Genomic DNA, 23,216 nt, shown 5'->3' with positions numbered 1-23,216 from the left:
CCACGCCAGAAGGTGTCCGTGGCTTCCTGAACGTAACTTCTTGAATTAGCAAGGGGTTGTAAAGAACCCCTCATACTTTTCATCGTATGCGTATTCTATGCTTGGAGAAGGGTGTAGTCAAGGGGAAATTACTAACTATGGGGTAGGAAGACTTCGCCTAGCACAAAATATTGTGGTAAATCCGCGCCAACCTCGTTCCTGCACGGGGCGAGATGTCTTGGCAACCGCATAACTTCTGTGCTATAAAATACATAACTTGGGAAAGAAGTGCCGACCTGGTCTTCAGTGCCTGGGGACGATTCCAACTTGAAACGCGAATGCCTCATAGTCTTAAGTGGCCCGCTTGCGGGCGCTCAAATCGATATTGTCGGTTCCCTGACCATCGGACGGAGTCCCGAAAACAGCATCCAACTGAACGATCTGCAGGTGTCCCGGCGCCACTGCGTGCTCCAGCAGACGCCAAACGGGACCATCATCAAAGACTTGGGGTCCGGAAACGGGACCTTCATCGGCGAACAGCGTATCCTCGAATACCGGCTGGCCGAGGGTGACATCATCAAGGTCGGCCCGTTCTCGCTGCGCTACCAATCCGCGCAGGGCGTCGCGATGACGACGCCCCGCCCCATCGCACAGCGGCCGCCGAGCGAGCGCGGCAGCGTGCGGTTCGATCCGTCGGAGATGGCGAGCAAGGTTCAGGCTGCGTCCGCGGACAACGTGTACAAGACGTTCTTCCAGATGCCGGCAGGCGTAACCAGCGCGGACCAACTGAAAGAAACGCAGAAGCGCCTCCAGGCGGTCTACGAATCGAACCAGATCATTTCGTCCGAGCGTGACCTGAAAAAGTTGTTCGAGCGCGTCATGGCGCAGATTTTCAAGCTCGTTCCCGCACACAATGGCGTCATTCTGCTCAAGGACGAGAAGAAGGGCGAACTGATCGTCGAGTTCGTGCAGCAGGGCGAGGGCCAGGGCGAAGTCGCCATGAGCCAGAGCATTGTAAAGCGGGCCTTCGAGCAGGGCGAGGCGATTATTACGTACAACGCCGCGGACGACGCGCGGTTCGACGCGGGCGCGAGCATCATCGCGCAAAACATCACGTCCGCCATGTGCGTTCCGCTGACGCACCAGAACGCGCGTCTCGGCGTGATTTACGTGGACACGCGCGGCACGCGCAACGCGTTCGCGCAGACGGACCTTGAACTGCTCGTCGCGCTTTCCGGTCCCGCGGCCATCGCGATCCGCAACGCGCAGTACCTGGCGAAACTGCACAAGTCGTATCAGGACACGTTAATCGCACTCGCGAACTCGATCGAACTGCGCGACCACTATACCGTCGGGCACACATGGCGCGTGACCAACTTCGCACTCGAGATCGCACGCGCCCTGGGTTGGACGGACGACAAACTGAAAGAGTGTGAAATGGGCGGCGTGCTCCACGACATCGGGAAGATTTCCGTGGACGATGCCGTCTTACGCAAGCCGGGGCACCTCACCGACGAGGAATTCGAGAAGATGAAGGTGCACCCGGAGAAGGGTGCGCGGCTGCTGCAGGACATCGAATTCCTTGCGCCTTGCATCCCTTACGCGCTGTACCATCACGAGCGATTCGACGGGCGTGGCTATCCCTTCGGACTGAAAGGCGAGGAAATCCCCATCGAAGGACGGCTGCTCGCCGTCGCGGACACATTTGATGCGATGACCAGCAACCGGCCGTACCGCAAAGGACTCGATCCGAACTTCGCGATTTCCGAACTGGAAAAAGGCAAGGGCACGCAGTTCGATCCCGACGTTGTGGACGCGATGGTGAGGGCGTACAAAGAAGGGAAAATCGATCGATTGTTGCAGGACTACTACAAGAAGGAAGAAAAGAGCATCGCGTGCCCGTTCTGCAGCACGTATCTCCGCCTCCCCGAAGGCGTCGAAGCGGGCCACGAATTCCCCTGCGGCGTCTGCCACCGCCAAATGAAACTGCTATTCGCCAACGATATGTACTACGGCGAACTCACCGCGCGATCGGAGCGCGGGCCTATGCACACGCCCCTGCCCGGTGTGAGCCCGGCCGATACCTCCGCCGCACCGGCCAACGCGATCAAATAATTCCCGCGGTTAGCGATAATCGCGGCGGGGCGGCCGTTCTTCGCGCGGACGCGCTTCGTTGATCCGCAGCGCGCGCCCCTTCAGGTCTTTCCCGTTGAGCCCCTCGATCGCGGCTTCGCCTTCGCTCTTCGACGACATCTCGACGAAGCCGAACCCGCGCGACTGCCCCGTCATCTTGTCCATGATGACGCTCGCCGACTTGACCGTGCCGTACGCCGAGAAGGCGGTGCGCAGGTCGTCGTCGGACGCCGAGTACGAAAGGTTGCCCACGTAGATGTTCATTGCGATCTCCTCCAAGTACGTCCCTCGCGCGCAAAACAAACCTCGATCACCACAGGATTGCAGCATCAGGAAGCGTCGGCTGAAGAAATGTTTGAAGTGTCCGCTTGACCGTTAATCCAGCATCTCTCACACAACCCGCGCGCCGCCGACGTGGGCGCGTCTAAGGTAAGGGTATAACACAACGTCCGAATTCTTGCAATAGCCTTGTAGCGGAGCAAAGCCGTGCCAAATGCGTTGAAACCGGGCGGTCCCCGTGCTAGCGTGCGCCCAAATATGGGCGAACATTCAGCAGAGGGCGCCGCCAAACGCCGCCACATGGCAACTGTCGGCGTGACGCTCGCGATCCTGCTCGCACTTGCGGCCTATCTACGCTTCTACCGCCTCCCCGATCAGGGCATACTCGGCGTGGACGAAGGCCGCTACGTGCTCGACGCGCTCAGCGCGCGCGCGGAACTGAACGTGTATGCCGGCCTCGTTCGCGGCAAGTTTGGCGAGATGACCGGCGGCGCGGAATTCTCGCTGCCCGCCTTTCTGGCGCAAGCGCACGCCGGCCTGTCCGAACAACATCCCTTCGCGCCGAAGCCGGGGTTCGCGTGCGCGTCCGCAATCGCGATGAAGCTTACAGGCAACGTTATCGGCGCATGTTCGTACGTCGAGGCAGTGTGCGGCGTGCTCTCGGTCATGATCGTGTTCGGCTTCGTTCGCGATCTGCGCAACGCGCGCTCTGCTTTGATCGCGTGCGCACTGCTCGCAGTCTCCAGCTACCATATCTACTTTTCGCGCAATGCCTACCCGCAATGCAGCGCCGGTGCGTTGCTGCTGCTCGGCGTGTGGTGCCATTACCGATGGTTCCGCACGCACCAGAACATGGATCGTCCCACGCGCTGGCCGTGGCTCGTGCTTTCGGGCGTTCTTTTCGGTTTGAGCTTCTGGTTTAACTACCAAATCGCCGGCGCCTTTCCCGCGGTTGCGCTCGTTCACGTGCTCGCGTGTGCGCAGACGGCGAACGTCAAAACGGTCGCGCGCGCATTTATGGGCGGTTCGCTGGTAATGCTCATCGGGTTCGTCTCCGTCATCGCCGTGGCGGAAGCGTGGACGTATCCAATCATCGTGCTGTACCGTAGCTACGGCCTGGTCTATCCGCACGCGACGTTTCTCGAATTGCTCGCGCCACGGCTCATCGGCCAATCCGGCGTCGAATGGAACGCGTCGGGCTGGCCGCTGCTTGCGTATTTCATTTCGGTCACCGACGGCTCGCTGTACGCAACAGCCATTGCGCTTCCCATCGCCGCTGCGTGCGCGCACGCGCTCTACGTTTCCGCACGCCGGCGCAATGTGCGCGCAGTGGCACATCCCGCGATTACCTACGGCGTGGTTCCGTTCGCCGTAATCTGGGCGGTGTTTTCGTTCAAGACCATGCAGGGGGCGCGCACGTTTACCTCGGCGCTCCCGTTTCTATTCGCGGTGACGGCGATTTCCATCGACTACGCGTTGCGCGTGACCGCGCGTGCGCCCAGGTACGCGTTGGTCCCCGCGGCCGGTTGCGCGCTTGCCGGCCTGTTCTTTCAGTACCCGGGCCGGCTTCACGAAGTGCTTACTATTCGATCTGCGTATCCACGTGTCGTGCAATTCGCGCGCGAGCAACAGCCGCCGTCCGCGTGCGCGGCATGGTCGGCAGTGCTCGAAGCATACGGCGCCGCCTACGGCGTGGAGACGCGCAGCATTTACGCAGACTCGGGAGAACCCACACCGCCGATCTTCGTGAGCGACTGGCAAGAACTGTACAACCGCCGCGCGCCGGACTTTCCCTTCGGCCTCGCGCCCGGCGCGGTTCCCCTAGCGTCGTACAAGCATGAGTTCGGCCGCGTCTTTCTATCCATCGAAGCGTTTCCGTCGTTCGGCAACACGTGGGAGAATATCGCGTGGACACAACAACTCGATGTCGACGCAAACCGCAAGCTTCTGGTGTACGCATCGCGCGATATTGAGCACGCGACTGCGGGGCAGTCGCATTGAATCTGTTAATTGCTCAACGTTGGGATGAGAGCGTGACGAGGCCCACAACGGTCTTGCCGAAGTGGACCTAATGCCCTCTCGCACTTTTCCGAACATGTAGACAAGAAAGAGCGCCCTTGGCGAAATAGGCGCGATACCATTGTACGGTCTCCGGCGAAATGCGGGCGGCCCGGTCCGCATGCTAGAATCCGCTCTCCTGTTCGTTGTCCAAAGGTAAACCCGTGATTTTCTTCAACGCTATCGTATTGGCCATTGTCGAAGGTCTGACCGAATTCCTCCCCATCAGCAGCACGGGACACCTAATTCTCGTCGAGCGTTTCTTTCCGCTCGATGCCGCGGAAGGCTCGAAGTTCGGCAAGGCGTTCGAAGTCTTAATCCAATTGCCTGCCATCGTGGCGGTCGTTGTCTACTTCTGGAGCAGGTTGTGGCCGTTTGGCCGGGGCGAAGAGCACCGCGCGAAGACGGTCGCGCTGTGGTCGCGTGTGGCGGTTGCGTTCGCGCCGGCTGCGCTCCTGGGATTCCTCTTCCACGACGCCATCGAGTCTCGCCTGATGTACAGCGTGCCTGTGGCCGTGGCCCTTGTTGCCGGGGGCGTCGTTCTGATTGCGCTAGAATACCGGGGTCACGTAGCGACGTTCGAGTCGGTACACGACGTGTCGTTTCGGACGGCCTTTGGCATCGGCATGCTGCAATGCCTTGCCCTATTTCCCGGCACCTCGCGATCGGCGGCGACGATCATTGGCGCAATGCTGCTTGGCGCGGGCCGGGCGGCCGCCGCGGAGTTCTCGTTCTTCCTCGCCGTCCCGACCATGATCGGGGCGTCCACCCTGACATTGGTGAAGCACGGCGTGGGTTTCACGGGACAGCAATGGGCGCTCTTGGCGCTGGGAAGCGCCGTTTCGTTCGCGACCGCGTACGCCGCGATTGCGTTCTTGATGCGCTACATTCAACGCCACAGCTTTACGGGGTTCGGCGTCTATCGCATCGTCCTGGGCGGAATAGTCCTGCTGGCCTATTTCGTTTACGGGTGGTAACGTGGGTGCAACACATCACTGGGCTGGGAGGATATTTCCATGCAAGAACGGACCGGAGAACTGACGTTCAAGGGCAACCCGCTGACGGTTTTCGGCAAGCACGTCGCCGTGGGGAGCAAGGCCCCGGACTTCACGCTGCTGGCGAACGACCTCTCGCCGGTAACGCTGGCGACCCATGCGGGCAAGGTACGGATCGTGAGCGTCGTTCCCTCGCTGGATACGCCGGTGTGCGACACGCAGACCCGCAAGTTCAATGAGGCCATCGCAAAGCTGGGTGACAAGGTCGTCTGCTACACGGTGAGCGCAGACCTGCCCTTCGCGCAAAAACGCTGGTGTGCCAACGCAGGTATCTCGAGCGTCGTGTCGCTCTCCGACCACCGCGACATGAACTTCGGCAACGCCTACGGCACGCACATCAAGGAACTGCGCCTCGAACAACGATCCGTCTTTGTGATCGACGGGAACGGCACGGTGCAGTACGCGGAATATGTGCCCGAAGTGGCGCAGGAACCCAACTACGACGCACCCTTGGCCAAGGCGAAGGAACTCGCCGGGTAACGGAAGCGCTCCAAGCCGCGCGCCATCGCGCAACGACAATTGAATTGGGGGCGAACCCTAGCCGAGTTCGCCCCCAATTGCTGCTTCGCTAGGCGGGCAACGCCGCGGCAATTTCTATTGGAAGAATTCCGCGAACGTAGCGTATTCCTTCGTGATCGGGAATTTGTCGGACGGGTACTTGAGAAACTCGACGTGGCCGTCCATATAGAGAATGTTCGCGCCGCCGGGCACGTGATTGAAATTCTGGACCAGCGTGCTTACCGATTCAAACATAAGGGGCACCGTCGATTGCGCTTGCGCGGAGCCCGCAGGATTGTTGATATCGGTAATGAAGAACCGTTCGATACCTTCGCGGAGGCGATGCACCGTAAACGTCTGACCGCTCAGATCGGGGTATGCCGCGTTTACGGGGAACGTGATGGTAAAGTCCTTGTCCGGATTCAGAAAAATGTTCGCGAGTTGAACGCCCGCATTCGCGGCTTCGGCCAAATCCAGGCCGTTGTTGTCCAAGTCCCAAATCTTCAGCCAGCGATTGTCCGTAATCGCATACCCGAAGTATCCATACGATTCGTCGCCTTCCGCGCTAAACCGTGTGATGTCGATCTGGCCCGTGACCGAATTCACCCAAATTTCCGTCGGATCGCCGGCAGGATCGAAGGGATCGTCGGAGACCGCATCCGAAGGACAGATCATGACATGGGCGTCCGTCAGGTATTCGGGGTACAGATGCACCATCTCAGGGGCAAAACTCGGTTGGTCCGCAATCGTAAACGGCAATTCCGTGTCTTTCGCGATAATCGTCTTCGGGGGGAACTTTTCACCCCTGGACTCGCCCGTATACATCTTGAACACGATTCCCAACTGCTTCAGGTTGTTCTGGCACGACGCCCGGCGGGCCGCCTCGCGCGCGCGTGCCAAGGCCGGCAGCAGAATCGCGGCGAGAATCGCGATAATCGCGATAACAACCAACAGTTCAATCAGCGTAAACCCATACCTTTTTTTCACAGTATGACCTCCAAGCCAGTGTGGGTACTATGACCCGCCCCAAATTCGAACCCGTGTGATGGTGTACACCACCGCCCCGATGCGCCCATGTGCCACCCGGCCCTCACTTCCAGATGGCGCAGAGAAGCAGGCTGCCCAAGAAGAAACAAACAAAACCCGGTAACCGAGCCGTGGGAACGGAGGCAACTATAGCACAAGTTGCAGTCGCTGCGTACCAGTGAGTTCCCTGATTCGCGCTCCCAGGGCGTTGGCGCGGCAGGACTTGGAGGGCGTTGGGATTTCGCCGTCCCGAGCGCGTAAGATTGTGGAATCTATTTGCCCGCTCGAGGGATCGAGGGTAGGGGGCAAAAGGGAGAATTCCGATGCGAATCGTATCGCTTGTCGCAGTGACATATCTGTTGACAACTCTGGCCCTCGCCCAGAAGGGCCTCGAGGGCCAACCCGCCAAAGACCCCGAACTCGTACGCGCGCTCGACGCGGCGTCCGCGGCATTCCTGAACGCCCAGCGCGACGCCGCCGCCGGAAAGATGCTCGAATTCCGGGACTCGCTGAACCTCGCGAACCTGCGCTGGGCCGAGTGTTACGGGAAGTACCGCGAGTGGCCCACATCGGATACGGCGTGGCGGCCCAACTTCGACGCGATTAACAACGCGTTGCTGAATGCCGTCAATCAGGTGTCTCCCGGAAACAATTTGCCCGCGGCGAAAGTGCAGATCGATTCCGCCGCGAGCACGTTGACCAGCCTGCGTTCGCGCAACGGCGTGCTCGACGTGCTCGCCGCAACGGAGAATCTTACGAAGTCGGTCGAGGGGTTGCAGACGACCATCGCGGGGCTGCAGGGCAGGCCGCTTACCCCGGCAGATATTACGGCGTTGAAGACGTCGTTTGGGTCATTTCGCGATAACTACTCCGTGTTCACCCAGGCCGCCATGGACGCGAATGCCTTCGGGTTGGGCCAAGGCGAACTCGAGTCCCTGCGCAAATTGATCGCTGTGCAAAACATCGGTATCGATACGGTGTTCAACATCTTGAGCAATCCCGACACGCCGGGTCTCGTTACGCAGTGGCAATCGCTGCGCGATCAAATCCTGACCATGCTGACCGACCTGCGGACGCAGGCCCCTGCGAGCGAGGCCGTGGCCGCGCCGCAAACCACGGTGGACAACGGCCAGCCGTCTAAAGACAACGGCAGCCCAGCCGAACCCCGGGACCGGCCCAGACTGTTGCCGCGGCTGCGCCGATAAGCCTGAAGCGGACCTCTTGCGCAATACGGTCGTCCCCCCTATAGTGGCGAACGGGTGAGTCCGGCTGCGCCGAAATCCAACCGTGGAGGTCCGATTCATGTCCAGCAGTATTCTGCGCGCGGCGCTTGCCGCCGCAATCGCGCTCGTGTTCGCGGCGCCGTGCTTCGCGCTTCACCATCTCATGCAAATCGAGACTGTCGTGGGTTCCGTAAACGGCGACACGGAGGCGCAAGCCATCCAACTACGCATGCGCAGCGGGACACAGAATTTTCTGGCCGGGACAAAATTGAAGGCATACGACGCGACGGGTGCGAACCCGATCACGCTGTTCGATTTCAATTCCAGCGTCCCGAACGGGTCGACCGGCGACCGTGTACTGTTGACGACTGCCGCGTTCGACGCGCTCACGACGCCGAATTGCGAACCGGACTTCACGCTCACGAATCGGATTCCCGACTCGTACTTTGCCGCGGGCCGCGTGACTTTCGAGGAAGACGATGGCGAAATCCTCTGGTCGTTCGCGTGGGGCGGCAGCGCGTACACCGGGTCGACCACCGGCGGCCTTGACAACGACTCGGACGGCCAGTTCGGCCCCCCACACCCGGAACCGCTGGCGTCATCGGTGAAGTACCCCGACGCCGCGGCGCCCTTCGTATGCACGCTTGCGAGCAGCGCGTTGAGCACGGCGAACAACGCCGACTACGTCGTCGATACCGACGGCGGCACCGTCACCAATAACGCCGGCGAATCGTTTGCCGTGGACGGCGGGCCGAAATCGATCACCGTCACAAAACCCGACAGCGGCAGTCAGATTCACACGGGCACATCATTCGATATCAGGTGGAACTTCTCCGGCAATATCAACAAGAAAGTCCGCATCGACCTGTTCCAGGGACAAAACAAGATCGAAACGATCGAGAAAAAGGCGAAGTACAACAAGAAGTTCACATGGGACGTGCCCTCCAGCCTTCCGGCTGGTTCCGACTACCGCATCCGCGTGCTGGACAACAAGAACGGCATCGGCGACAAGAGCGACGCGTTCTCCATCGAGACGAATTGATTTCACGAGACTCCGGTAAAGAGTATGGAAGCAACCCAAATACAGAACTTGATTGGACGTGTCATTCCATGAATAGAGACGTTCAACAGGCTGTATCCCATTTCTGGAGCACGAGGTCCGCCCAGGCGCTAAAACAGAGCGAAGCAGGCGGAAGAGATCGGGGGAACCGTAGCGCCGTTACCGGTGGAAAGCAGATGGACGGGTTTGTCGAGCTGATCGCAAAACTGGCGCGCTGCGCCGGTCTTCCAGCCGATTGTGTGTTCATGAACCGTAAAGTCGAGTTGCCGGGGTATTTTCGTCCCACTAAAGAGTGGGACGTGCTCGGCGTCCATAAGGAACAACTCATCTTCGCGATCGAAGCGAAATCTCATGTCGGGTCGTTTGGCAACAACTTCAACAACCGGACGGAAGAAGCGATGGGCAGCGCATTGGATTTGTGGACCGCGTTTCGCGAGGGGGCGCTGAACAAAACAATCACTCCGTGGCTCGGATATATTATGCTGTTGGAAGATAGCCCCCGGACAAACAGCCCGGTCGCGGTGCGGGAGCCACACTTCAAGGTGTTGCCGGAATTCGACGGAGCGTCGTACTCGAGGCGCTATGAATTGTTTTGCAGGAAGCTCGTGAGGGAAAGACACTACAGCGCGGCGCTCTTCCTTACGTCGCGGTCGAACGCAATCGATTCGGGGAAGTACAGTGAGCCGGCAGATGACCTTTCATTTGACGGATTTTCAGCCTCGCTCTGCGCGCACATCAGCGCGTGCGTGCGATAGGATGCATTCGTGACGACACATGTCGAGAAGCGTCTCATAACAACGCATCGGCTCATTCAGGCTGACGCCCGTCACATGCCATTTGTAGCGGACGAGTCCGTACATCTGGTGGTGACTTCACCTCCGTATTGGACGCTAAAAGAGTACAACCAAAACGCCGCCCAACTTGGCCACGTCGAGGACTATGAGGATTTTCTTCTCCAATTGGGTATGGTCTGGCGCGAGGCGTATCGGGCGCTCGTTCCGGGCGGCCGAATGGTTTGCGTCGTCGGCGACGTGTGCCTTTCTCGCCGAAAGAACGGGCGGCACGTTGTGGTCCCGCTACACGCCGACATCTGCGTGCAATGCCGGAGGATCGGGTTTGACAACCTCAATCCAATAATCTGGCACAAGATTGCGAATGCCCAGTACGAAGTCAACGGCAGCGGTTCGGGCTTTCTCGGAAAGCCTTATGAGCCAAACGCCATAATCAAGAACGATATCGAGTTCATACTGATGCAGCGCAAGCCTGGCGGATACCGGACGCCAACTCTTGAGCAGCGCGAAAAAAGTATGATCAAGAAAGCCGAATACGAGAAGTGGTTCCGCCAGTTCTGGACGCTTAGCGGCGCTTCGACAAGAAACCATCCGGCGCCCTTTCCATTCGAACTCGCATACAGATTAGTCAGAATGTTTTCGTTCTGGGGAGATACGGTACTCGATCCGTTTTCGGGCACCGGCAGCACAATGCTGGCGGCACTTAAGGCAGAACGGAACAGCATCGGTGTCGAGATCGACCCCGACTACTGCAAGGCTTCCCTTCAGCGTTTGAACGAAGAAGGAGTAAGCCTGTTTTCCGACATTCACATCGAGTTCTTCCGGCACGCGGCGGCGGGAACCGCTACTCCAAAGGTGCATGAGGAACGGGCCGCCTACGCCGCAAAGCCCACACGGCGCAGCGGCCGATCGAAAGTAACGACGCAAAGACCTGCTTCCCCTAAAAGGAAATGAAGTACAAAAATCTCGGCGTTAACGACCTTGCCGTCTCCGTGCTGTCCTTCGGTGCGTGGCAGATTGGGGACGCGGCGTATTGGGGCGTGGACGACGCCACAGACACGCAAAGGACCATCGACGCCGCAATCGACGCGGGGATTAACCTGTTCGATACGGCGGAGATGTATGGGAAGGGTGAATCGGAGCGCCTATTGGGCAGAGCGCTTGGCGCGAAGCGCGCCCGCGTACTTGTGGCGTCGAAAGTGTGGCCGGACAAGTGTTCGCCTCCGCTCCTGCGCAACGCGTGCGAAGACAGCTTGCAACGCCTCGGCACGCACTATCTCGATCTCTATCAAGTCCATTGGCCGCCGCGCGACGTCGCATTTGACGATGTTTACGCGACACTCGCGGCGCTGCGCGACGAAGGCAAGATTCGCCATATCGGCGTGTCGAATTTCGGCGTCACAGACCTCGATGCATGGTTTGCCGCGGGCGGTTGCGTGTCGAACCAACTCGGCTACAACCTCCTGTTTCGCGCCATCGAGCGGGAGATTCTTCCCGCGTGCGAGCGGCGCGGTTGCGGCGTGCTGGCGTACATGCCGCTGATGCAGGGGCTGCTCGCGGGCCGCTGGAAATCCCCGGACGAAGTGCCCGTCGCGCGCAGGCGGACGCGCCACTTCGCCGGTTCCCGCGAGGGCACGCGCCACGGCGAAACCGGATGCGAGGACGTGACGTTCACCGCACTGCGCGCGATTGAGCGCATCGCCGAGGGTCTTGGCCAGCCGATGGCGAACATCGCGTTGGCGTGGGCCATTGCGCAGCCTTCGATCACGAGCGTTATTACCGGCGCGCGCAGACCGGATCAATTGCAGCGAAACACCGATGCCGCCAGCTTGACGCTGTCAGCGGATGCGCTGGCGGCGCTGGACTCCGCGACACGGCCCCTCAGAGACTACTTTGGCCGCAACGCCGACATGTGGCTGCCGGAAGCCGAGAGCCGAATTCGCTAATCGGGCCGATTTCAGGACACAATACCGTTTCTGACCTTCACACCATGAGCGCAACCGGCGTGACAGACAACGACTCCACAATAGAACGCATCGGCCCTGCGCGGGGCATTGTGTTTGCGCGCAACGCGCGCAGCAAATCCGTGCCCGCGCCTACGCTCGAACAGTGGCTTCGCCTGAACCGCGCCGTATTCAAATGCGAGAAGGTCGATGTAATTGCGCGCGCGGACGACTGTGAGACCCTGCGCCTACTTCATGCTCCTGCCGAGGCGCTCGACGTGCGGCTCTCTCTCCGGGTCGATTGCACGGGTGCGCCGCCGTCCGCAGCGTCGTTGCGCACCGCTCAACTCTGGGACATGTGCCTGTGTACGCCGCACCCGGATTTCGCGGAACTCGACGTGTGGCTGCGCACCTGCGAACAGGCCGGGTTGCGCGCCCGCGTCCAGCTCGATGCGCCGTTCGACAGCGGAATCAACATCGCGCGCGCGGGGGAGCTCCTCGCGCGCGCGTGCGCCGTGAACATCGTGGCAGCCGATCCGTTTTCGACGGCGCCGCCCGCGCGCAACGCGTTGCACAGCGACATGAGCGCGAAGCTCGCGGCCGAGCTTGCAGGGGACCTGGCGTCCCGCGGTATCGAGGTGAACCTCGTCGGTTTTCCATTTTGCGCAATTCCCAATGACCTCTGGGCGCACGTCGTCAACGGGCCGCAGTACTTCCTCGATCATCAGCAGTACAAGCGCGAGCCGTTTGCGCTGGCGGCGGCGCTGTTTCGCCGCGATCCCATGTGGGTACGCCTCGCGATCATGATGCGGCTCGGGCAGCACACTTCTACGAACAACCCCATCGATCGCATTCTGCTGCCGTGGGTGATGGACCACGCCTGGGTGCGCGCACGGGTTTGGGCGCTCCATAAACTCACACGGCACCGGCGCGCGGCGCTTCCGGCGTCGCCCGCGGAAGCGGAACTGGAGGTTGAGCGGCAGCGCGCCGCGCGACTGGCGGCGCGTGGTCCCGTCTGCGGGACGTGCCGCTTGCGAAGAATCTGCGCAGGCGCCGCTCCGATCGAACGCAATCTGCCCGGCCTCGCCATTGTCTCGCTGCCGGGCGAGGACATTGTCGATCCGCTGTTCTTCTCGCGCGCACAGCATAAGTACTACGACCCACTGGACGCGGCGCGGCGGGATGCAATGAGCGCTCCCAGCGAGATCGCCCAGCACGCGAATGCCATCGTGACCAACACACCGCCTGCGCGCGAGATCGATTCGTTCGAGTACAAGGTCGACGGCACATGGAGTTGGCAGTTGCCGGGAAGCCTTCGCTGGTTTTCGTTCGCGGGCGGCGAAAAGCTCAGCACGCCCCTCGCACGCCTCGATCCGCCCTTCACGCTGTCCGTTACGTTTGGCGGCGGCATCGCGGACTACATCGGGTTCGCGTTGGGACGCGGCTGCAGACTGCTCTGTCCCATGACAGCGTTCACGCACCGGGTCGTGCTGCACGTGGAGTCGGACGGCCAGTACGCGTTCCTGCGCGACGGCCAAGCGATTCGGCCCGCCGAGTTTGTAGGCCAGTTCTATGCGCCTACGCGCTTGGGTAAGGGAATCGAGCCACGCATCGCCGCGTGGAACATTGATGGCACCATCGGCACACAAGCGGTCTACATCTGGCAACCCGGCGAAACCCGCGTTCCCGATAGCGAGTATCTCGTTTCGATCGTGATCGTCTGCACGCGATATTCCCGGCGCTTGCAGGCGAGCCTGCGCAACATCGCGCACCAGCAGGGGATTTCGATGGACGGCGTCGAAGTCATCGTCGCCTTCGTGCCCGGACTCGACGCGACCAACGATGTTATCGACAGCATGCAGTTGGCCTATCCGAGTCTCACGATTGTGCCGACACCGTTCGCTCCGGAGTTCGCGAACACCAAAGGGCTGATGCTGAACGAGTGTCTGGACAAAGCGCGCGGCGACTGGGTAATGGTGCTCGATGCGGACATTGTCCTCGCGCCGGACATGCTGGCGCGATTGACGGCGCTTCCCGCCGACTGCAAATTCGCAATCCCCGATGGCCGCAAGATGTTGTCGCGCGAAACGACCGCGCGCGTGCTGCTCGGCGACATCACGCCCTGGGAGTCGTGGCACGAACTACTCGAGGGCGCGGGCGAGTATCGCATGCGCGAGGCAGACGGCGTACCCGTCGGGTATTGCCAGTGCGTGCGGCGCGAGTGCCTCGATCGAGTGCGCTACGAAGAACTCCACCATTTCGAGGGCGCGGACTGGAAATTTGGAAAGGACATGCGCGACGCCTTCGGCATGGAATACCGCCTCGATGGAACCCCCGTGCTCCATCTCGATCATGGCAGCAGCAATTGGTACGGCGCGTCGCGGCATTACTAGAGCGATTCAAGATTGAGCGCACACACAGTTTGCAGGTGAAGGACTTTCTTACATCCCCAGGAATCCCCATTTAGAGGGTGACATTAAGAATCGCAATACGACAACGTTCGCGCTGAACTAATTCCCCCTACGTTGAAGGGGGTTTCAAGGGGATGTTAGCACGGTATCCGCAAGTGTGATTTGATACGGGCAGACAAATTGCGCTTTGGCGGGTAAACGGACATACTGGTCTCGGGCATCCAACTGCCTAGCCATCTTCAGGTGACACTATTCGTTTTGTAGAGGAGTATCGCGTCATGAGAAAGCTGTTTATTGCGGGTTTGGCCATTGCGTTTGTGTTGGGTGCGGCGCACGCCGAAGTGAAGGCGGACGATGTGGCCGGCGTATGGCTGACGGACGGCGGGGACTCGAAGATCGAGATTAAGAAGGAAGGCGAGAAGTATAACGGGAAAATTATCTGGCTGAAGGAGCCGAACCAGGAACCCGGTTCGCCCGAGCCCGGCCAGCCGAAACGTGACTCGAAGAATCCGGATCCTGCCAAGCAGAAAGACCCGATCGTGGGGCTGGCCTTGTTGAAGGACTTCTCGTGGGACGGATCGGGCGCTTGGAGCGGCGGCACGATTTACGATCCCGAGAGCGGCAAAACCTATAAGTGCACGATGAAGTTGAAGGACGAGAAGACGCTCGACGTGCGCGGTTACATTGGCGTGCCGGCGTTCGGGCGATCGACGGTGTGGACGCGCACGGAGGCGGAAGAGCCGGCCAGCCAACCGGCTCCCGCCGCTACCGGCACGAACAGCGAACCGGCCGCGAGCAAGCCGGACAAGAAATCGGAGTAGCGACGGGCGCCGCGATGTCCGCGGACTCGTTCAGCCGAGGCGATCGTCGGCGGGCGGGTTTTTGAACCTGCCGATTGGATGAGGGGCATGCGGCGGGTTTGAAAGCCCGCCCTCCTATTACTCAGGAGCGACCTATGAGCCGGGTATCTTCGTTCGGTGTTGTCGTGGTTGCCGCATGGTGCGGCGGGGCCGTCGCGTCTGCGCAGGAATTGTACAAGATACCCGTGGTGGATGCGCAGCCGGTCGTTGCGCAGGCGCTGCGCCTGAATGATGCGCTCACCTTTCTCGGCAGCAAGTTGAACGATGGCGACGCAGCGAAACTGAAGGCGCTCGCGGACAAGGCGCCGTCCGAAGAAACCACCGCGGCGGTGCAGGGCATCCTCGATCCGTATTGCATCGCGCTGGTGCACATCAATCCCGAGATGCGCGTGAAGGTGCATCCGGGGCCCGCGGACCGGGTGCTCATGCAGAACGGATGGAAGAGTTTCCTGGTGAAAGTCCACAACGAAGCGGGCACGCGCGCGGAGCTGGTGCCGGAGAGTCCAAACGCAGACCCGCTGTTGCACCGATCCACCAACGAGCCAAACCCAAAGGAGGACAACCTGCTGACGCCCGGACAGGTTGCGCAGCGGTTCCTCGAGATCAAGATGTACAATCGCCGGCCCATGAACGCCTTGCTGTCGGGCCTGCCGCTCGAATACGCGATCGTCGAGATTTACACGAAAGACGCGGGACAGCGCGAAGCGAAACTCGGTTTTAACATCGGCCAAGGCACGCAGGACCTCGGGTTTCGCGATCACCTCGATTTGTTGTTCGAGTGCAAGCCCGCGGTGAAGGTGACGTTGCGCGTAAAGGATTTCGACGGCAAGCCCACGATGGCCTCGTTCGTGTTCAGCGACGACGTGGAACGGCTCGCGGAAGAAGAGGACTACGCCGGGAGCATCAAGCCGGATTATCGCACGCAGTTGGCCACGAACGTGCCGCCGGGTGCGATGTTGACAAAAACGCAACGGTTCACCGGCATCTATCCGTTGCCGTCGCGGCGCGTCGCCGATGAGGACGAGTACCCTGACTTCTTCTTCCAGCCACAAATCTACCGCGGGGACGGCGAAACGGTGAGCCTGCCGCCGGGAACCTATCGCGTCGAGTACACGCGTGGGCCAGAGTATTTGCCGCAAGAGACAACGATCACCGTGCCGGACGGCGTCGTCGAGCACGAGGCGTCGTTCAAATTGAAGCGTTGGATTCACCTCGCGAAACTGGGCTGGTTCAGCGCGGACCACCACGTGCATGGCGGCGGGTGTTCGCACTACGAGAGCCCCGCGGCGGGCGTCGATCCTGTTGCGATGTTCCGGCAGGGGCTTGGCGAAGACTTGAACGTATCGTGCGTATTGAGTTGGGGGCCGTGCTGGTACCACCAGAAGACGTTCTTTTCCGGTTCCGTTCACCCCGATTCGACGTCCACGAACGTGATGCGCTATGACGTCGAGGTTTCCGGGTTCCCCTCGAGCCACGCGGGGCACCTGTGTCTGCTGCGGTTGAAAGAAGACGACTACCGCGGCACAACGAAGATCGAGGAATGGCCGAGTTGGACTCTGCCGGTCTTGCAGTGGGGGCAGGAGCAGGGCGCGGTCGTGGGCTATTCGCATTCGGGTTGGGGCCTCGAACCGCTCGAACCGACGACGGAACTGCCGAACTACGTTATGGCGAAGTTCGATGGCATCGGCGCGAACGAATACATCGTGACAGGTCCGCTGGGCGCGTGCGATTTCATCAGCGCGGGCGACACACCGGTCGTGTGGGAATTGAACATCTGGTACCACACGTTAAACACGGGCGTCACCACGCGCATCAGCGGCGAGACGGATTTCCCGTGCATCTATGACGAACGCGTCGGCATGGCGCGCAGCTACGCGCCGATGAGCGGCAAGCTCGACTTCGATGCGTTCGTTGAAAAGATCAAGTTGGGCGAGAACTATGTGTGCGACGGGAAGTCGCACATTCTCGATTTCCGCGCCGACGGCGTGATCATGGGCCAGAACGGCAGCCTGCTGAACCTGTCCGCGCCGAAGACCGTGAAGGTGTCCGCACGCGTCGCGGCGTACCTGCCGGAACTTCAGGACGAGACCGGCATGACATTGGCGTCGCAGGGCATCAACGCGTCGCCGTATTGGCATATCGAAAAGGCGCGCATCGGCACGACGCGCACCGTTCCCGTCGAACTCATCGTGAACGGCAAACCGGTCGCGCGCGAGGTCATCGAAGCGGACGGAAAACTGCGGAGCGTTTCGTTCGACTGTCCGATCGGCCACTCGAGTTGGATCGCGCTGCGGGTGCTCGCCAGCAGTCACACCAATCCCATCTTCGTGACGGTCAACGACAAGCCGATTCGCGCGTCGAAGCGGAGCGCCGAATGGTGCCGCGCGGCGGTGGAGCGGTGTTGGCAGATGAAGGCGCTGCACATTCGCGACTCCGAACGGCCCGCGGCGAACGTAGCGTACGACCGCGCCCGCGCCTATTACGACAGGGCCATCGCGGAATCTACTGCCGAATAGGAGCGTACGCGCAGAAAACCCGCGAACCGGCTGCGAAGACTACAGCGGCAGCGCGCGGTACTTCTTTCGGCCGGCTTGCGGGCCGTCGGCTTTGAGTTCGCCGAGGTTCTTGACGACGCGCTTCACGGCGGTGGCGATATCGTCCATGTCCTTCTTCGATCCCATGAGATATTTGTGGTGGATTGCGACGCCGCTTTTGGTGTGCGCGTCCGTGCACACGGGCAGGTTGAAGCGCGCAGGATCGATCTTCTTCCAGTAGTCCGCGTTGAGGTGGTGGCGCGGTTTCGTGTGCGGCTTGTAGAGGCTGCACGCGTTGAGCGGTTCGTACGGCGGCTGGAACTCGGCGTGTACTTCCGCATTGAGCGCGGCGCTGAAGTGGTTGTTCGTGATCCCTTTCGCGGCCTGAAGGACGTTCCAGTCGAGCCGGAACGTAAAATTGAAGTAGCTCGCCTGCGTAATGTCCTTGCGGCGGCGCATGGGCAGGATGCCGGGAATCTGCGCAAGCAGCGAATTGAGGTACTGCGCGTTTTCGTCGCGGCGCTTCACCTGATCGTCGAGCCGGGCGAGGCCGCCCAGCAGAATTCCCGCCTGCCATTCGGTGAGGCGATAGTTGCCGGACTGGACCGTGTTGGTCATGTCGTCCTTGTAACCGCGGCCGCAGTTGCGCAGCGAATACAGGCGCTCGAAGAGTTTGCGGTCCTGGCACATGTTGAAGCCGCCTTCACCGCTCGAAAGCACCTTGCTTTCCTGAAAGCTGAAGCTGGAGACGTCGCCGAGAGTGCCGACACCCTTGCCCTTCCAGAACGCACCGTGCTGGTGTGCGCAATCTTCGATAAGGAAGAGGCCCTTGTCGCGGCAGAGTTTTTGGAGTTGGGTCATGTTGGCCATGCAGCCGTAAAGATGGACCACGATGATCGCTTTGGTCTTCTTCGTGATGGCGGCCTCGGCCTTCGCGAGGTCGAGACACCACGTGTCCGGCTCGACATCGACAAGGATCGGGACGGCGTTCACATCGAGCGCGGCGGCGGCGGTTGCCTGCCACGTGAGGCCCGGGACGATGACTTCGTCGAACGCGCCAATATCGAGTGCTTCGAGCGCGATCTGAATGCCCACCGTGCCGTTGGCGTTGCACAGGCCAAACTTCGACTTGTGGTACGCGGAGAATTCCTTGGCGAACTGCCATTCGTAGGTGCCGTCATAGGACCAGCGGTTGGAGTTGGTGATAGCGCTGAGCAGGGCGACGTCCGCCGCGTCGTGGATCGGCCATTGCGGCCACTTCGATTTTGGCGACCGGACCGGTTTACCGCCTGTTAATGCGAGCTTACCCATGACGACCCCTCCCTCCCGCGTAATCGTGCCTGACAAAAGTCATACAGTCGCAAAGGCGGAGATGATATCACTGCACAGAGCAAGCTGACAAAAGTGCTCCGGGGACGATGGGCGGGCGAACATGCTGTCCGCGGATTGGCGGGACTCCGAATGCGTGGGCTGGAAGCCCGTGCTCCTTGCGGCTCATTTTGATAAGTCTATGACATATAAGTCTTTCCACATGATTCCGGATACGCCGCCGGCGTGGAGTTGGAGGGCGAATGCCCCCTCGGTGTAGTTGGGTGTCGCGTCGGTCATGTCGGTAACCTTGACCCCGTTGACCCATGCCGCGCGCCGATTACCCTGGGCAAGAATCTCGATCTCGTTGAGGCCCTTCATGTCCTGCGCGAAGGCGCCGACGCGGGCCATGTTCGGCTCTTCGAGCCAGCCGCGTTTGTAGCTTTCGTACAAGCAGCCGGAAGCGCTCGGGTAACCCCACGCGACTTCGCCCTGCACGCCGGAAATGATCGGGAAATGCTTGTCGTCATACGCGACGGTCGAATGGTAGAACAGACCGTAGTTGCCGTCGCCGAACATGCGGTACGTACCGCGCACGCGGAAGTCTTTGAAAATCTCGCGCGTCTTGGCGTAACCCTCGGACTTCTTCTTGCCGCTGGTACCGACAATGCCGCCGTCGAGCACGCGCCACTCTTCTTCGCCGTAGAACTCGAACTGGCTGAAATCGACGCCGTTCCACAATTCGCGCCAGCCGCCCTCGCGCTTGAAGTCCTTTACGCGAATGTTGCGGAAGCGTACCTCGGACGGGCCGGTTGCGTCCGGCGAGCCGACGATGAATACGATTACGCCGTTGATGAAGCGATCGCTGGCGAACCGCCAGACCGCGCCTTTGTTGATCGCGCCGTTGAGTTCGCCGCCGTGCGCGCGGATGGCGAGCGCGTTCCACTCTTTCGCGACGGGAAGAATGCGGGTCATCGCGGTGGGCGCGTTTTCCTCGGGATACGATTCCACGGCGAACCCGGCCGTCGCCACGAAGTCAGTCGTGTCTGCGCCGAGCCGGTAGCCGTAGATGCGCTTCGGCGCGGTTGCGGGATCGGCGCCCTGCGCGAGGGGCAACGCGGGCAAGTCGTGTGCGCGCGCAACGATGGCGCCCGCACAAGGCTGGGGAGTGTGCATTTTGCATTCAAGTTCGAAGTCCGCAAGTTTGCGAACGAGCGCTATTGCCGCTTGGCCTGACTTCGCCGAGCCGACGAGTTCGCCGTTCTCGGCGCGCCACTCGCCGGAGATGACGCGCCAGCCGGTGAGATCGGCGGGGAGAACGAGTTCTTCCCATTTGGGCGATTCGGCAAATGCGATTGTGCTCACTAATACAATGGCCGCCAAATTGCGCATATCTTGATTCCTCCAACCTGAAGTGCCGCAGCGATTTCAGTCGTAGTGCTTCGTGCTCGTCATCGTAATCGCTGATCGTCCGATCGAGCTTCGAGTACGATGACGAGCACGAGAAGATTTCTCAGCCGCGTCTTATGAGCGACGGCAATGTGCTACCCCATCGCGCTCATCATTACATGCGTGAGATAGCCCGAGCCTGGCAGGTTTTGTCCGCCGTCCGCGACGATGACGGTTCCGGTGATGTACGTTGCGATGGGCGACGCGAGGTACGCGCACACGCTGCCGATGTCCTCGACGCTGCCGAGGCGGTTGAGCGGGATCGCCTCGATCATTTTTTCGCGCGCGTTGTCGGGCAGGAGCCGTTTCACGCCCTCGGTGCCGTCAATGGGACCGGGCGCGACGCTGTTGCAACGGATGCCGTACTTGCCCCACTCGAGCGCGAGGTTTTTCATGAGATTGTCGATGCCCGCCTTCGCCGCGCCGACGTGGCATTGCATCGCGTAGGGCAGAAACGCCTGGCCCGCGGAAATAAAGATGACGCAGCCGCGCGTCTGCTGCAATTGCGGGAGGGCCGCGCGGCAGGAGTTGAACGAGCCGAGGAGATCGATGTCGATGACGGACTTGAACCCGTTCGGGCTGAGCACTTCCGCGGGACACGGAAAGTTGCCCGCCGCGCCGCAGACGAGCACGTACATCGGGCCGAGGGCGTCTTCGGATCGCTTCATCGAAGCTTCGACCGCGGCGAAGTTCCGCACGTCCGCGGCGACGCCGCACGCCTTCGCGCCGAAGTCTCTCTTCAGTTCCGCGCAAGCGGCATCAAGCTTCTCCTGCGTGCGACCGCACATGCCGATGTTTGCGCCCAGACTCGCAAACGCGCGCGCGATTCCCAAATTGATTCCGCTGCCGCCGCCGGTGATGAAGACGGTCTTGCCTTGATACAGATCTTTCCTGAACACGTCGGTTATGGACATACCGCTGCTCCCTTTCGAGATAGTCCCCGCACGCCAGCCCACGCACGGGACGGCGTGACGGTATCTTGACCGATCGCGGGGGGGCTGTGCACATGCCGTAGACCGGCGGGTCGTCATTGACAGTGCAGGCCGTGTGTGGGATAATCCCACTATGGCTATCGCACGTGTCGACTCGAAGAAGCGCGTCGTCCTGCCGAACGGGCGGCCTGGAGAAGTGTACGACGTTCAGCAGCAGGACGATGGCAGGGTGGTGCTGGTCCGGCTGGAAACGCCAAAGCCACTGCCGCGCGTGGGCCGCAAGGCGTGTTTGAAAGCGATGAATGAAGCGCCACTGACACCGGTGATGTCGTGGGAGCAGCTTCGCGGCATTACCCGCGAATTATGATCTTGCTCGATACGAATGTACTCATCTACGCGGCGGACCGTAAATCTCCGTTCCACCGTTGGGCACGTGAGATCATAAGTCGCGCGGTCGCTACCGATGGTGCCGCGATCGACGCCGTTGCGCTGGCCGAACTTTGTGTAGGAGACGCGACGCCACACACCGTGGCCGATCGCGTCCGCCGTTGGGGGGTGAACATTCTGGACGTACCCGCGGCCGCAGCAGAGGTTTGCGCGTCCGCGTACCGTCGATTCCGGGAACGCCGGTTGGCGGAATCGGGCAAGTCATTGCCGGAAGCGCCACTGCCCGACTTCTTTATCGGCGCGCATGCGGCGATCATGGGTTGGGAACTCGCCACAGCGGACAAGGGCCGCTTCAGCAGCTATTTCCCTACGGTCACGCTCAAGGTTCCTCAATAGTCGCATTGCCAATTGTGCGGGGGACTAATCCAAGCGGGTCTTAAGCCAACTCGCGACGTTGGCTAAAGCTCGATCCACGTCGTAGTGTGGCAGGCTTCCATGTCTTCGCCGTGGCGGAAGGCGATGGCGGCGGTGGGGTGTCACCTGGCGCCTGGCCATAAGCGTGCCTATTCGCAGTGTGAACAGAACTGCATCCCCAGGCGCGGCAACCATTTACTCGCCAGTTATGTTAGGATAACCGTAGGACATGGCATGACGTCGATGGAGAACTCAGATGGAACGCGCGGCGTGGCGAGAACAAGTCATCATTGATCCCCAAATACATCATGGAGACCCGTGCATCAGAGGAACGAGGATTCCCGTGCGTATCCTTATCGGAAGTCTCGCGGACGGAATGACACCCGAAGAAGTAATTGCCGCCTATCCGCAACTCACTCAAACCGACGTCTACGCCGCATTGGCATATGCCGCCGAGGTGCTGCACGAAGAAATCGTGCTACCACTCTCGCCTCGATGAAGCGGTTTCTCGTCAAATTGGACGAAGATTTACCTCCGCTACTCAAGACCGCTCTCGAAAGTGTGTCCTGCCGCGTCGATACCGTTACCGACGAAGGCCTTAGTGGCACGACCGATTCAAGCCTATTTAATGTCGTGAAAAGCGACGGCCGGTTTCTTGTCACGGCCGATAAGGGGTTCGGCGATATACGCAAGTACCCGCCCGGTTCCCATCCCGGAATTCTCGTGCTTCGTCCTGACGACGACGGAATTCGGCCACTCGTCGACCTGATGGAACGTGTATTGACCTCGTACAGGCTCGAAAGTCTTGGCGGTTGTGTGGCGGTTGCGAACCCGCGTGGACTGCGGATTCGGAAACCCGCATAACGACTTCAAGAC

21 protein-coding genes are annotated in these 23,216 nt (G+C 60.7%); 16 read left to right on the top strand and 5 right to left on the bottom strand.

All coding sequences use genetic code 11. The annotated features are described in order from the left end of the window. Positions 1-306: 306 nt before the first annotated feature. Complete coding sequence (locus HUU46_01990) at positions 307-2,094, top strand: HD domain-containing protein (GenBank protein ID NUM52392.1); 1,788 nt, start codon at positions 307-309, stop codon at positions 2,092-2,094. Between the two features lie 9 nt (positions 2,095-2,103). Here HUU46_01990 and HUU46_01985 read toward each other — a convergent pair whose 3' ends face one another. Continuing rightward, entirely contained in the window at positions 2,104-2,376 is a 273-nt protein-coding gene (locus HUU46_01985; protein NUM52391.1) for an RNA-binding protein, read from the bottom strand. Between the two features lie 273 nt (positions 2,377-2,649). On the opposite strand from HUU46_01985, the gene HUU46_01980 reads away from it, so the two are divergent. The 3 genes from HUU46_01980 to tpx all read left to right on the top strand — a co-directional run bounded on the left by HUU46_01980 (position 2,650) and on the right by tpx (position 5,984). Continuing rightward, complete coding sequence (locus HUU46_01980; GenBank protein NUM52390.1) at positions 2,650-4,392, top strand: glycosyltransferase family 39 protein; 1,743 nt, start codon at positions 2,650-2,652, stop codon at positions 4,390-4,392. A gap of 221 nt (positions 4,393-4,613) precedes the next feature. Beyond that, positions 4,614-5,426 (top strand): undecaprenyl-diphosphate phosphatase, encoded by an 813-nt coding sequence (locus HUU46_01975; protein NUM52389.1) that lies wholly within the window; start codon positions 4,614-4,616, stop codon positions 5,424-5,426. Between the two features lie 39 nt (positions 5,427-5,465). After that, positions 5,466-5,984: a thiol peroxidase gene (gene tpx / locus HUU46_01970; GenBank protein NUM52388.1), complete on the top strand. Its 519-nt coding sequence runs from the start codon at positions 5,466-5,468 to the stop codon at positions 5,982-5,984. Positions 5,985-6,098: 114 nt separating this feature from the next. Here tpx and HUU46_01965 read toward each other — a convergent pair whose 3' ends face one another. Continuing rightward, positions 6,099-6,989 carry a DUF1559 domain-containing protein gene (locus tag HUU46_01965; GenBank protein NUM52387.1) on the bottom strand — a complete coding sequence of 297 codons (891 nt, stop codon included), beginning with the start codon at positions 6,987-6,989 and terminating at the stop codon, positions 6,099-6,101. Between the two features lie 362 nt (positions 6,990-7,351). On the opposite strand from HUU46_01965, the gene HUU46_01960 reads away from it, so the two are divergent. The 8 genes from HUU46_01960 (at position 7,352) to HUU46_01925 (ending at position 17,832) form a co-directional block, all read left to right on the top strand. Further along, positions 7,352-8,233 (top strand): hypothetical protein, encoded by an 882-nt coding sequence (locus tag HUU46_01960; GenBank protein NUM52386.1) that lies wholly within the window; start codon positions 7,352-7,354, stop codon positions 8,231-8,233. A 97-nt stretch (positions 8,234-8,330) separates the two neighbouring features. Further along, on the top strand, positions 8,331-9,293 hold the full coding sequence (locus tag HUU46_01955; protein ID NUM52385.1) for a hypothetical protein: 963 nt from the start codon (positions 8,331-8,333) through the stop codon (positions 9,291-9,293). Between the two features lie 68 nt (positions 9,294-9,361). After that, positions 9,362-10,066: a restriction endonuclease gene (locus HUU46_01950; GenBank protein NUM52384.1), complete on the top strand. Its 705-nt coding sequence runs from the start codon at positions 9,362-9,364 to the stop codon at positions 10,064-10,066. 75 nt (positions 10,067-10,141) lie between these two features. Then, positions 10,142-11,056: a site-specific DNA-methyltransferase gene (locus HUU46_01945; GenBank protein NUM52383.1), complete on the top strand. Its 915-nt coding sequence runs from the start codon at positions 10,142-10,144 to the stop codon at positions 11,054-11,056. Beyond that, a complete protein-coding gene (locus HUU46_01940; GenBank protein NUM52382.1) occupies positions 11,053-12,048 on the top strand; it encodes an aldo/keto reductase in 996 nt (331 codons plus the stop codon). The genes HUU46_01945 and HUU46_01940 overlap by 4 nt, the downstream gene beginning before the upstream one ends. 59 nt (positions 12,049-12,107) lie before the next feature. Next, positions 12,108-14,438, top strand: a complete 2,331-nt coding sequence (locus tag HUU46_01935) for a glycosyltransferase (GenBank protein ID NUM52381.1) — start codon at positions 12,108-12,110, stop codon at positions 14,436-14,438. Between the two features lie 296 nt (positions 14,439-14,734). Beyond that, positions 14,735-15,277 (top strand): DUF2147 domain-containing protein, encoded by a 543-nt coding sequence (locus HUU46_01930; GenBank protein NUM52380.1) that lies wholly within the window; start codon positions 14,735-14,737, stop codon positions 15,275-15,277. 134 nt (positions 15,278-15,411) lie between these two features. Further along, a complete protein-coding gene (locus tag HUU46_01925; GenBank protein ID NUM52379.1) occupies positions 15,412-17,832 on the top strand; it encodes a CehA/McbA family metallohydrolase in 2,421 nt (806 codons plus the stop codon). A gap of 39 nt (positions 17,833-17,871) precedes the next feature. Here the strand turns inward: HUU46_01925 and HUU46_01920 are convergent, their stop codons facing one another. From HUU46_01920 to HUU46_01910, 3 genes are all read right to left on the bottom strand, one after another. Continuing rightward, positions 17,872-19,161 carry a DegT/DnrJ/EryC1/StrS family aminotransferase gene (locus tag HUU46_01920; GenBank protein ID NUM52378.1) on the bottom strand — a complete coding sequence of 430 codons (1,290 nt, stop codon included), beginning with the start codon at positions 19,159-19,161 and terminating at the stop codon, positions 17,872-17,874. Between the two features lie 183 nt (positions 19,162-19,344). Beyond that, the gene (locus HUU46_01915) at positions 19,345-20,550 is read right to left on the bottom strand and encodes a DUF1080 domain-containing protein (protein NUM52377.1); all 1,206 of its coding nucleotides are present in this window, start codon (positions 20,548-20,550) and stop codon (positions 19,345-19,347) included. Positions 20,551-20,702: 152 nt separating this feature from the next. Then, entirely contained in the window at positions 20,703-21,521 is an 819-nt protein-coding gene (locus HUU46_01910; GenBank protein NUM52376.1) for an SDR family oxidoreductase, read from the bottom strand. A 151-nt stretch (positions 21,522-21,672) separates the two neighbouring features. On the opposite strand from HUU46_01910, the gene HUU46_01905 reads away from it, so the two are divergent. The 4 genes from HUU46_01905 to HUU46_01890 all read left to right on the top strand — a co-directional run bounded on the left by HUU46_01905 (position 21,673) and on the right by HUU46_01890 (position 23,204). Then, positions 21,673-21,906 carry a hypothetical protein gene (locus HUU46_01905; protein NUM52375.1) on the top strand — a complete coding sequence of 78 codons (234 nt, stop codon included), beginning with the start codon at positions 21,673-21,675 and terminating at the stop codon, positions 21,904-21,906. Positions 21,907-21,908: 2 nt separating this feature from the next. Then, positions 21,909-22,322 (top strand): PIN domain-containing protein, encoded by a 414-nt coding sequence (locus HUU46_01900; protein NUM52374.1) that lies wholly within the window; start codon positions 21,909-21,911, stop codon positions 22,320-22,322. 274 nt (positions 22,323-22,596) lie between these two features. Beyond that, positions 22,597-22,839, top strand: coding sequence for a DUF433 domain-containing protein (locus tag HUU46_01895; protein NUM52373.1), 243 nt, complete (start codon positions 22,597-22,599; stop codon positions 22,837-22,839). Beyond that, complete coding sequence (locus HUU46_01890; protein ID NUM52372.1) at positions 22,836-23,204, top strand: DUF5615 family PIN-like protein; 369 nt, start codon at positions 22,836-22,838, stop codon at positions 23,202-23,204. The genes HUU46_01895 and HUU46_01890 overlap by 4 nt, the downstream gene beginning before the upstream one ends. Positions 23,205-23,216 lie beyond the last annotated feature (12 nt).

Source organism: Candidatus Hydrogenedentota bacterium, assembly GCA_013359265.1.
In the GTDB taxonomy this organism is placed as follows: Bacteria; Hydrogenedentota; Hydrogenedentia; order Hydrogenedentales; family SLHB01; genus JABWCD01.
The sequence above is the reverse complement of the archived record's forward strand: the minus strand, read 5'-3'. Positions and strand labels throughout refer to the sequence as shown.